This is a genomic window from Bacteroides sp. ET71, assembly GCF_023336905.1.
Classification (GTDB): Bacteria; Bacteroidota; Bacteroidia; order Bacteroidales; family Bacteroidaceae; genus Bacteroides.
In genome coordinates, this window is sequence record NZ_JAMBLS010000073.1 from 1 (window position 1) to 2,731 (window position 2,731).

Annotated in this window: 7 protein-coding genes and 1 pseudogene; 2 read left to right on the forward strand and 6 right to left on the reverse strand. The window is 51.2% G+C overall.

Annotation, left to right across the window (positions count from 1 at the left end; translation table 11 throughout):
- Both M3090_RS15045 and M3090_RS15050 read left to right on the forward strand, forming a co-directional pair.
- A partial coding sequence (locus M3090_RS15045; protein WP_249057645.1) for a conjugal transfer protein TraO occupies positions 1-261 on the forward strand: 261 nt, incomplete at its 5' end.
- Between the two features lie 15 nt (positions 262-276).
- Positions 277-735: a DUF3872 domain-containing protein gene (locus M3090_RS15050; RefSeq protein ID WP_072545356.1), complete on the forward strand. Its 459-nt coding sequence runs from the start codon at positions 277-279 to the stop codon at positions 733-735.
- Between the two features lie 203 nt (positions 736-938).
- Here M3090_RS15050 and M3090_RS15055 read toward each other — a convergent pair whose 3' ends face one another.
- The 6 genes and pseudogenes from M3090_RS15055 to M3090_RS15080 all read right to left on the reverse strand — a co-directional run.
- A complete protein-coding gene (locus M3090_RS15055) occupies positions 939-1,184 on the reverse strand; it encodes a DUF6956 domain-containing protein (protein WP_249057647.1) in 246 nt (81 codons plus the stop codon).
- Positions 1,177-1,410: a DUF3873 domain-containing protein gene (locus M3090_RS15060; RefSeq protein WP_071150844.1), complete on the reverse strand. Its 234-nt coding sequence runs from the start codon at positions 1,408-1,410 to the stop codon at positions 1,177-1,179. Before M3090_RS15060 ends, M3090_RS15055 begins: the two co-directional genes overlap by 8 nt.
- Before the next feature lie 11 nt (positions 1,411-1,421).
- Positions 1,422-1,679 (reverse strand): hypothetical protein, encoded by a 258-nt coding sequence (locus M3090_RS15065; protein ID WP_071150616.1) that lies wholly within the window; start codon positions 1,677-1,679, stop codon positions 1,422-1,424.
- Between the two features lie 25 nt (positions 1,680-1,704).
- Positions 1,705-2,295, reverse strand: a complete 591-nt coding sequence (locus M3090_RS15070; RefSeq protein WP_191762946.1) for a hypothetical protein — start codon at positions 2,293-2,295, stop codon at positions 1,705-1,707.
- Positions 2,296-2,306: 11 nt separating this feature from the next.
- Positions 2,307-2,525, reverse strand: a complete 219-nt coding sequence (locus M3090_RS15075; RefSeq protein ID WP_071150614.1) for a hypothetical protein — start codon at positions 2,523-2,525, stop codon at positions 2,307-2,309.
- Positions 2,526-2,533: 8 nt separating this feature from the next.
- Positions 2,534-2,731 (reverse strand): annotated as a pseudogene (locus tag M3090_RS15080) (DUF1273 domain-containing protein); the annotation flags it as partial.

Consider the following 2,731-nt stretch of genomic DNA (forward strand, 5'->3'; position numbering starts at 1 on the left):
GTGTTCCTCTGCTACGTGGGCGGCTCGGCGATGGCGGGTTATGAAACGGTGAATTGGGGCGAGAGCCTGCTTTATGACGGGGCACGCATCACGGACGGCGACGCTTTCGTCTATGGCGGCGCGGTATCGCTGGAGATAGAAACCTACCTCACCAACCGGACAGTACTGCTCCTCCATGCGCGTGAACGCTGCCTGTGGGGTGGCGGTACGGGAAATTTCCACTTCCAGTTCGGGGTGGGGCTGAAATTCATATTGGACTAATAAATCATCAAGACAATGAAAAGAATGACTGAACTAATTTTTACCGCCGGTTTCGCATTGGTAGCCGCCGTGCTACTTTGCGCCTGTTCCGACAAGCTGGACATCCAGCAGGTGTATGAGTTCGATTTGGCAACCCTGCCGGTACAGAGTACCATCGTGGAAGGCGGGGAAGCCGAAATACGCTGCCAGTTGGTACGCAGCGGGCGGTACGAGGAAACGGAGTATTTCATCCGCTATTTCCAGCCTACGGGCAAGGGGGAGCTTCGTCTGGAGGACGGCACGGTATTGCTGCCCAATGACCTTTATTCGTTGCCGGGCGAGACCTTCCGGCTCTATTACAGGTCGCTCTGCACCGACCAGCAGACGATTGACATCTACATTGTGGATTCGTTTAACCAGACGGTAACCAAGAGCTTTTCGTTCAACAACGAGACGGAAGAAGGAGTAGAGAACCCGGAACAGCCTGCTCCATAATACTGACGGCTATGCTTTGTTTTGCCATTGCTTACTTGACGCTTCTTGCCGTAACCGGCTGTTGCATCTGGCGTGCCATACGCCATGCCCCGACTGATACGGAGCTTTGGGGCGAGGAAACGGACTGACATGCCTGTGGTGTGAAACGGTTGCAGCCCGTCGGATTGGTTCCGGCGGGCTGCTTCTGCAAGCGCATCATCCCTCTACAATTCCTTCATTTCCGCTATGGGCATGTAATGTTCCAACCATTCCCTTACGGGCTTCATGTTGTATTCGGATGTGATGACTGCCGTATAGCCGTTTATCGGGGTGAAGCGTGTGGTCTCGTAATCGTCCACCCACTTCTTCAGGCTGTCCACGCCCCATGTGTCGATGTCCTCAAACCTACCGTCCAAAACCTCGATGGGTTCTCTAAATGTGATTATCAGCGTTTCGTAACCGTCATTCATTGCCGGCCTCCTTTCTTTCCTTTTCCGATAACCATGCATCGCGCCTGCGGCGGCATTCCTCCAAAGTCGGAGCCACGCAGGAGAACAATTCCCCATCGGATGCCCTGTAATCGTACTGCACAAGCGTGCGTTTTCTTCTCCCAAAACCAGTCTGGAATTTCTCGAATTGTTCCGTTCCTGCTGCCCGGCAGGTCGAAACGCCGTTTTCTGTCATTCTTGTAACCATCATACAATTCCTTAAAATTCGACAATCAATAAGCGGTTCTCCATGCACTTGTCCGGGTCAGATGCCATCCTTTGTTTGAGCCAAAAGTGGCTGCTCCCGTATCCGAAAGCGAAGAAGCGGTTGAACTCCTTGCTTTGTGCAAATACTTTCACCAGTTCGCGAAGCTCCTGTTCGTCCTTTGTCAGCGTCACGGAATTGATGAACTTTACCAACACTTCGGGTATCCGCTCGTCCCACCCGAAAATCATGCTTTCAATCTTTACGTCCATACATTATATATTTATAGGTGAATAATCAAAAAAGGCTCAACTGCTGCGGGGCGGTATAGCGTAACTTCAGTTCCCGCAATCCGGCTTTCAACTTGCGGATATACTTCGGGTTGTAATTTCCCTTGTCTGTCAGGGAGTGGCGTTCCGCATAAGTGTAATGCCCTTCCAGCCGATGTATTCCCGTGCGTACCGCTTCCTTGTAGTCGGAAATGGGTTCATCCCATACCGATGGGTGGCTACCGCCTCCTGCCGTGCCGGTACACCAGCTCACCGTAACGGCATACGTGCCATTCACGGACTGGCCGATGTGTATCACGTTGGATGTGTCCAACCGTATTTCCTCCACGATGGGCAACATGCCATTTATCCATCCATATTCGTTGAACTGCTTGTCCACATAGCCGAAAACAAGCCTGCGCTCGTAGGTATTCACGTTCAGCACAATTTGATGCACGCTTTCGCCGAAGCTCTCGAAATAGGCGGTCTGTTCCGCATCTTCCCGGCGGAGTGCCTGGATATAGCGGAGAATGATGTGCCGCTCACGCTTGCAGGCATGGTAGTCCGCCAAAACCTGCAATTTTTCTTCTTTCGTCATTTGGGATATTATCTTGTCCATACCGTAATTCTTTAGATGGTTGCTTTCAGTATTTCCACGTGGTATTGGGGATTGACTTCCCACAACAGGTATTCGATGAACAGCCTGCGTGCGTCCTTCTCCAGTTCCTTGAACAGCCGGGTAAAGGTGCTGTGGTTGCCGTTGATGTAGGTTTCCACCATGTACTCGAAAATGTCCTCCACTTCATAATACTTGCACTGCTGTGCGATAGTCTTGCTGTACCGTTTCATAAGCGTTCTTATTTATAAAGGTTTATAATTATTCTGTTCAGCATCTGCGCCTTTCCTATGGTATAGTATGTGCCGCCATAGGGCAGTCCGTCCCAATAAGCGAGCATGATTGCCGCATGTTCCACCAGAAAGTCGTTGCGCCGGTGGAAACAGCCCTTGTGATAGCTTTCTGAAAGGATAACCGTCTTGTCCGCTTCTTCCAACAG

Excerpts from the sequence above, each read along its gene's own strand:
- M3090_RS15050 (WP_072545356.1), top strand. The coding sequence starts at position 277 with ATGAAAAGAATGACTGAACTAATTTTTACCGCCGGTTTCGCATTGGTA.
- M3090_RS15065 (WP_071150616.1), bottom strand. The coding sequence starts at position 1,679 with ATGGACGTAAAGATTGAAAGCATGATTTTCGGGTGGGACGAGCGGATA.
- M3090_RS15070 (WP_191762946.1), bottom strand. The coding sequence starts at position 2,295 with ATGGACAAGATAATATCCCAAATGACGAAAGAAGAAAAATTGCAGGTT.
- M3090_RS15060 (WP_071150844.1), bottom strand. The coding sequence starts at position 1,410 with ATGGTTACAAGAATGACAGAAAACGGCGTTTCGACCTGCCGGGCAGCA.
- M3090_RS15055 (WP_249057647.1), bottom strand. The coding sequence starts at position 1,184 with ATGAATGACGGTTACGAAACGCTGATAATCACATTTAGAGAACCCATC.
- M3090_RS15075 (WP_071150614.1), bottom strand. The coding sequence starts at position 2,525 with ATGAAACGGTACAGCAAGACTATCGCACAGCAGTGCAAGTATTATGAA.